Raw genomic sequence first — 6,930 nt, 5'->3', positions numbered from 1 at the left:
CAAGGGAAACCTTGGTACTGCGCCATCTTAATTGCCAAAACGCATCAATAATGCTACATCTTAATTGCCGAAGAATGCTATATGTTATTTTTCTTAAAAATGTTGCATGAAAATTTGCTGATTACACATATGTTTGACAAAAACTTTAAACTAAACTCTTTGCCATAATACTTGCATATCATTTTTAAGCAAGTAATGCCACACATCATAGAATCTGTCTGCTTAAAGAATGGGAAAACACTCATTATAGTCGGTTCTTTTCGTCATTACCAGCACTAGTGCCCTTGTACTTGCTTCTGGTGGTGTTGAAATTATACTGGATACCGATGCTAAAGCAACGGCTGTCCATGTCTTGCTCTGTTGTAAACGTGCTGTTGATGCCATACATCGTGTAGCGGCGTTTCTGGGTTTGCAGCAGGTCGCGCCCCCAGAGGTAGCAGACCAACTTGCTCTTGAAGAAACTCTTATAGACATTGACATCAAGCGAGCCTCCCTCTTTATAGACACTGACCGTACTCGCATAAGATGAACGATAAGAGAGGTTGACGCTAACCGTAAAGTCACGACGAATGGCAAAGCGGTTGTTCATACGGAACGAGAACAAAGGACGATTGAGCGAAATGCCCTCGCCATAGACATCATCGTCAAGGAACTGCTTGGATATGCTTGCCTCATACATCGGCTGATAGATGCCGAACTTGGGCGATGCAGTCAGTGAGGCATACAGGTTTTGTATGCGGTTAATGTTGGCATAGGTTTTGATGAAGATGTTACCGTCATAGGGCTTCATCACATAGGCCACCAGATTCTTCGTGTTTTTATAGCCCGCCGTGAAGGTAAGCCAACTTCTGGTGGCGGTCAACTCAAGAGAATGTATCTGGGAAGGTCGTAGCAGGGGATTACCGCCTTGATACTCGTAACGGTTGTCATATTGCATCCAGCTTGAAAGATTGCGGTACGACGGTCTGGCAGTCTTGGCATTATACCCTAACTGTGCCTGCCATTTCCCTTTGCTCCACGCCAATGAGAGGCTGGGAAACCAGTCGGAATACCTGCGGCTTGGCTCGTCTTGCCATTCTCCTTTGGAATAATAGTCCGAAACAACGTGTTCGTATCTTAACCCTGCACGCGCCCGGAAGTTCCCGAACGGGATAGCGTATTCTGCAAAGCCCGCCAGATTGCGCTCTTTGATTTTGGTCTCGGTATTGTCGAAAATCTGTTGAGCATTGATGTTGCTGCCCACACTCTGTACATCGGTGTACTCAGAGCCGAAGTTCAACTTACCTTTCAATATAGGATAGGTGAAGATGATTTTCCCGGCCAACATCTGGTTTCTTGTCACATTGTCAATATCTATGAGTTGCAATCCAGACATATTGCTGTTTTCTTCCTTGTCCTGCGTCTGAGTCTGTTTGCTATGGAAATAGGTGCCATTGAAGTCAATTCCGAGTTTGCCTATCTTTCCCGTATAATATGCATCCAGTTCTTGGTCGGGAGTGTGGTAGGATGTGAAGGCAGACTCCATCCGTATCTTTTCCTCCGTCGTGTTGTCAATAGAGAAATCGAGTGACGATGCAGAACGTACTACATCGTGAAGGGACTTCGTAATGCCATAGGTAAAGCCAAAGGAATGGTCTTTGCTGATATCGTAGTTAAAGCCTACTTGTCCTCTCACCTGCTTGTCACCATTATTGAAGATGGTGTCCCGCCCCATTTCGTGGATGACATTGTCACCCATCATTGTTTGTTCGTATTCAGAATACTGTCTGTTGTGCAATGATTGGATTCTGAAATTCCCGAAAAGTTCCAACAGGTTGTGACGGTATTTGAGGTTAAGCGACTCCATCGGGCTGAACTTACGCGAGAAATTGGCAAAGCTGTACGACGAAAGACTCCATCCGTCCCCTCGCTGTCTTACAGTCTTGATACGTATTACAGACTGAACGGCACCTCCGTATTGGGCACCGGGATTGGTGATGAGTTCCACCTCTTTAATATCAGAGGATTTCAACTGAGACAGTTCTGACGAATTGACAACTTTCCGATTGTTGATATAGATAAGCGGTTTTCCCTTGCCAAATACGGTGAAACTGCCGTTACTACCAGAAACTCGCGGAAGTTGCGACAATACATCGTCTGCCGTTCCTGCTTGTCCCAACAATGAGTTTTGTACGCTGATGGTCATACCGTCATCCCCCATCTTGAATTGCGGGCGAGACCCTTTCACCACTACTTCACTCAGCGTCAGGTTGTCGAGTTGCATCTGAATGTCGCCTAAGTTACCCTGCCGTGCTTGGATGTATTGGGGCTGATAGCCCACGCTCGATATTTTCAACAAACCGTTGTTGCGGTCGGTCTCGATAATGAAAGTTCCATCGTCTTTCGTCACGGTTCCTTGAATGAAAGCGGAATCGGTACGATTGACGAGCATGACATTGACAAACGGCATGGGCTGCGACTGCTCGTCAATCACCCGTCCCGTGATGCTACCCTGCGCTTCTGCATAAGAATGTAATATCACCATAAGTAAGGTGACAATAAATTTTTTGTAACAGATATTATTCATAATCTCATAATTCAAATTTGTAAACTCTCGTTTCTATAAGATATAATGGCAAACTTTCGATTGGGGACATTTGGGATCAGGGTAGTCTGGGTGCTTATGCACTTTCATTACATCAACATAACAAACTCGCTTTGCAATATTCTTCTTGCACGCATCAAATACTAAACAAGAAGAACATGCAGAATCTTCCACCATGTTTTCCTTTGCCGGTGAATACAAACTCAAAGCTCTACTTGAATTCCATATTTCCTCAACGCTCTTTTCTTTGATATTTCCTAAAACAAAATACTTATTATAGTAAAGCATCTCACATACTGTACATTCTCCAGATGGAAGTATGGACATTGAATACGTATTTGCATAACAGATTTGATTGTGCTCAACAAAATCGCCAACGTCCTTCGTCCTTTGTAGAATATATCCTTTATTATTGAGTTTATTAAATAGAGGACGAATGCGCATATTCCGCTTCTGTAAGTAAGTGAAGGCTGTTTTGAGCATTTCATTGCTTACTGCATAATGATTATAATCCCTTTTGTTCTCAGAATAGAATGCTGGTGTTATTACCCAGTTTGAAATACAATTATAAGTATCAACAAAATCACATAATGTTTTGATACTGTCAACATTTGTATTCTGCCCACATAATACTGTTCTTAGTGAAATTTTTATGTCTTGGTTGGTACATGTCTGAAACATTGCTTTCAATCTATCACAATAGCCATCATCAGCATTAATCATGTCTCTAAGAATACTAGGGGATACAGAATCCAAAGAGAACTGTAATTGGTGGATGCCAAGTTGTTTTAATTTAATTATATCTGCTTCTCTAAGAGCGGTCTTTGTTGATATTAAATAGCCAAAACCAGCATCTTTTGAATAGGATATTATTTCATACCAGTCCTTTCTTGCAAATATATCACCTCCTGTTAAGGTTAAGTTCACTATAGCATAGTCTGATAGATCCTTGAAAACTTTGAGAATCTCTGATGTTGACATTTCTTGTCTTGTATCTCGTTTTGCATAACAGTATATGCAGTTTGTGTTACATTTTTCTGTAACCATGAAATTTACAGATATTGGTGTATGGGGCCTACAGACTGTATACGCATTCATCGGTGAAAATCCATCTACCGTGTAATATGTTCTGTTGTCTTTCTGCTTAGATTGTATTAGCAAATTCTCAGGAAAGGAAATTTCTTTCCCCAAAAATAATAAGGACTTACTTGACTCTTCAATGATTTTTGACAGAAAATGTGCTAGCATATTGGGATCTACATTAAGTGTCTTTCCAACTGCTTGAATAGCCTTACTATACTCCATCTTCCCTATATGAGAAAAAATGTAGCCAAGGAATGGTGGAATTGGATATATTCTCTGATAATTATTCAAATCATAATTAACAAACATGTTTTTTCTAATGATATATGAACAAGTTGATTCGTTTCTTAGCGAATATGTGGTATTCAATTTTATGTATTTCATATCAGTCCTTATATATGTTCTTGTAATATTGCGTGCCAAATATAAATTTGACACGCTATCGATTAGCAGAGAATGGGTCCCACAGGTTCCTCTGGTTCTTCAATAGGGACTTCAATCACTACGATCTCGCCAGCACCACTTTCGCAATGACAATCTTTAGATGCTTGGCCACCTTTTACTTCTGTCATCTCTGATAGCAGAAGATTTTCAATAAGTTCTTTTCTCATTGTTGAAAAAATAAAATGTTGCCTACTCTATTAGCTTTTCGGCTTCCGCTCCTTTTATGCAGATCGGTCTGTCTCATTTATTCCGGAATTATGTTGAGTCTGAATCTAATCAATATCAAACGTGCCACAGAAGGTATACCCGTCATGCACTATGACCAAAGTGTATGTCCCACTAAGGTAAGCCCAAAGGTTGACTGTTTGATTATCTGTACTGCTAAAATCCAACATACCTTGTGAAACGACTTCCTCATTCTCATTTAATATATAGTATGTGTATACTTCACTAGAAGAGTCCTGCATAACCAATTGCTGGCTCTCTGCATTATAAGACACGCTCAATGAGAGGCTGTAGTTCGCAGGTGATTTTGATGGCTTGGGATTCCCATCAAGTTTTGGCGTGTGCTTATAATATAAGTACACGGGTGAAACACTTTGTGTGGCAGCCCACACACTTACGCTTTGCATTACGAAGGCAAACAAAATTGCCATAAAACAGATTTTCTTTTTCATAACTACGATAATTTAATTTTTTAATTCTGGTGCAAAATTACTCATTAAATGAGTTGTATGGAAATAATTTGTGTTTCATGGTGTTTCTATTATGTGTTAAAATATGTTGCCCTTCCCCCGTTTTAACAATAGTATCATATTGAAAACCAAATATTTATGCTTTTATAAGAAACAATGTTTCTTTTGTTTCACGTTAAATAGATGAGAAACGCCAAGAAACACTAATGAATGTAAGATACTTCTTTTACTCATCTTTTTTTGTAACTTTGCACCCGAAGTAATAATAGAAGAATATGAATAAGTTTTTGGTTCATTGTATCTGGTCACTCCTTGCTGTACTAACTACAGCCTGTTCCAAACAAACTGTCTTGGATGATCTGGAACATATCAAAAACGTGGGAAATGAAGATCCACGAACAGCACTTGTCATGTTGGATTCTTTGGAATTTGAAATACGAGAAAGCAATGATTATGTCAGGTCTAAATACGATTTACTGCGTATACGCTTGAATGACAAAGCAGACAACACCCCCAACTCTGATATTATAATAAAAAGGCTTATCGGATATTTTGAAAGAGAAGGCTCGCAATCTGAGAAACAAGAAGTTTATTATTATGCAGGTAGTGTATATCGTGACTTACACGATACCCCACAGGCATTAGAGTATTTCTTCAAATCTTTAGATTTTGCTCAAAACAACAAAGATTGTGATTCGACAATGTTGCAAAATACATATTCAAACCTCTGCTATTTGCAATATCGAGTCCAAGATTATGACGATGCTGTAAGTATGGCAGAGAAAGAACTTAGTATAAGCAAGCAGTTGAAGACTGACTGTGTGTTACCATATCTTCATTTAGGTTCTGCTTACCTTGCTTTGGATAGCTCTAAGCAGGCAAGAAATGCTTTTAATTTGGCATATGAACAGATAAAAACATCTAAAGACATTTCCAAACATCAGAATTCCCTTGTCTATTTATTGTGCGACTACTCTGAATTAGGAGAAATACAAAAAGCAAAGGAATGTTTATCATTGATAGAGATTAATCCGTTAGTCGATTATTCAGCTTTCGCTTGTTTGGCTTTCGCGCAATATTATGAATCTTCAAACCAGAATGATTCTGCTACAATATATTGCAAGCGCATTCTCGAAGATGGGACAGACATATATAATATGTATGATGCAGCAAAACTTCTTTATCGAATCGGTAAAAAGACGGGAAATAGGGAAGAGGCAGGTCGATATGCAGATATTTATATGCAGTTGAGTGATTCGTTGGATTTCGGGAAGAGGCAGGAACTTGCTGCAACAGTAAACAATGAATATCAATACCATCTGGACCAAAAGAAAGAGCAAACTCTAAAGGATGAAAGAGAACGGTACAAGAACACACTCACCATTGTTGTCATGGCAACAATATTATTAGCAAGTATCGCTTACATTCTATATGTAAGAAGGCGTAATAAACATTTAAAGGAGGTGGTGACACTTTCTGCAGAACTGCAGCGAGTTTCCAATGATGACAAGCAGCTTAGGGAAGACATCGAAAAGAAAGAACAAGAACTGAAACAGTCAAAGAAGTCCTTAGCGGAATCTACGGACGAACTAGCAAATGTCAAACGGGAACTTCTGCGTGTAAATGTTGAGTTGTCAGAATATAGTGAAGCCCTAAAAGACAAAGAACAACAATTGGCAGAAAGAATAGATCAAAACAAGACATTTATCAAACTGTTACATCAGTCTGAGTTGGAGGGAAAAGCCGAGGATGTTATTAACGCTATCCGCCAATCTTCAACTGGCAAGAAGAATATGAAATCAGCCGACTGGAAACAACTCTACCAAGCCGTTGATGAATTATATCCGCTATTCAAGGATAGGCTACTCAAAGAGTTGGGGACATTCACGGAACAGCAGATGCAAGTTTGCTACCTTATGCGAATTGGTCTGTCAAAGCCTCAGATTCAGAATATTACAAACCTCTCTCGTGTAACTGTTTGGCGATGGGTAAAAAAATAGGGTGTCAAGTTTGTGTATAACTTCATAGCCACTTTAAGGGGCTAATTTATAGTCTTTTACGCATTATAATATATTACCAATAAGTAAATATATATTAACTTTATTTCTTTGTTTATCTTGCTGA

6 protein-coding genes are annotated in these 6,930 nt (G+C 39.4%); 1 reads left to right on the top strand and 5 read right to left on the bottom strand.

The features are described 5' to 3' along the window. Positions 1-77 precede the first annotated feature (77 nt). From FYJ73_RS16195 to FYJ73_RS15320, 5 genes are all read right to left on the bottom strand, one after another. Positions 78-245, bottom strand: a complete 168-nt coding sequence (locus tag FYJ73_RS16195) for a cysteine peptidase family C39 domain-containing protein (RefSeq protein WP_154535615.1) — start codon at positions 243-245, stop codon at positions 78-80. Beyond that, complete coding sequence (locus FYJ73_RS15335) at positions 245-2,524, bottom strand: outer membrane beta-barrel family protein (protein ID WP_206081811.1); 2,280 nt, start codon at positions 2,522-2,524, stop codon at positions 245-247. The genes FYJ73_RS16195 and FYJ73_RS15335 overlap by 1 nt, the downstream gene beginning before the upstream one ends. Before the next feature lie 75 nt (positions 2,525-2,599). Next, positions 2,600-4,051 (bottom strand): radical SAM/SPASM domain-containing protein, encoded by a 1,452-nt coding sequence (locus FYJ73_RS15330; protein ID WP_154535613.1) that lies wholly within the window; start codon positions 4,049-4,051, stop codon positions 2,600-2,602. 62 nt (positions 4,052-4,113) lie between these two features. Then, positions 4,114-4,278 (bottom strand): hypothetical protein, encoded by a 165-nt coding sequence (locus tag FYJ73_RS15325; RefSeq protein WP_154535612.1) that lies wholly within the window; start codon positions 4,276-4,278, stop codon positions 4,114-4,116. Between the two features lie 105 nt (positions 4,279-4,383). Beyond that, positions 4,384-4,788, bottom strand: coding sequence for a hypothetical protein (locus FYJ73_RS15320; RefSeq protein WP_154535611.1), 405 nt, complete (start codon positions 4,786-4,788; stop codon positions 4,384-4,386). Positions 4,789-5,081: 293 nt separating this feature from the next. Here FYJ73_RS15320 and FYJ73_RS15315 point away from each other — a divergent pair, with 293 nt between their 5' ends. After that, on the top strand, positions 5,082-6,806 hold the full coding sequence (locus tag FYJ73_RS15315; RefSeq protein ID WP_154535610.1) for a tetratricopeptide repeat protein: 1,725 nt from the start codon (positions 5,082-5,084) through the stop codon (positions 6,804-6,806). Positions 6,807-6,930: the final 124 nt, after the last annotated feature.

This window comes from Hallella mizrahii (assembly GCF_009695775.1).
Classification (GTDB): Bacteria; Bacteroidota; Bacteroidia; order Bacteroidales; family Bacteroidaceae; genus Prevotella; species Prevotella mizrahii.
This window is presented reverse-complemented; position numbering and strand designations above follow the sequence as displayed.

Bases quoted from the DNA above. Each gene is read 5' to 3' on its own strand.
- FYJ73_RS16195 (WP_154535615.1), bottom strand. From the start codon at position 245: ATGAGTGTTTTCCCATTCTTTAAGCAGACAGATTCTATGATGTGTGGC.
- FYJ73_RS15335 (WP_206081811.1), bottom strand. From the start codon at position 2,524: ATGGTGATATTACATTCTTATGCAGAAGCGCAGGGTAGCATCACGGGA.
- FYJ73_RS15330 (WP_154535613.1), bottom strand. From the start codon at position 4,051: ATGAAATACATAAAATTGAATACCACATATTCGCTAAGAAACGAATCA.
- FYJ73_RS15325 (WP_154535612.1), bottom strand. From the start codon at position 4,278: ATGAGAAAAGAACTTATTGAAAATCTTCTGCTATCAGAGATGACAGAA.
- FYJ73_RS15320 (WP_154535611.1), bottom strand. From the start codon at position 4,788: ATGAAAAAGAAAATCTGTTTTATGGCAATTTTGTTTGCCTTCGTAATG.
- FYJ73_RS15315 (WP_154535610.1), top strand. From the start codon at position 5,082: ATGAATAAGTTTTTGGTTCATTGTATCTGGTCACTCCTTGCTGTACTA.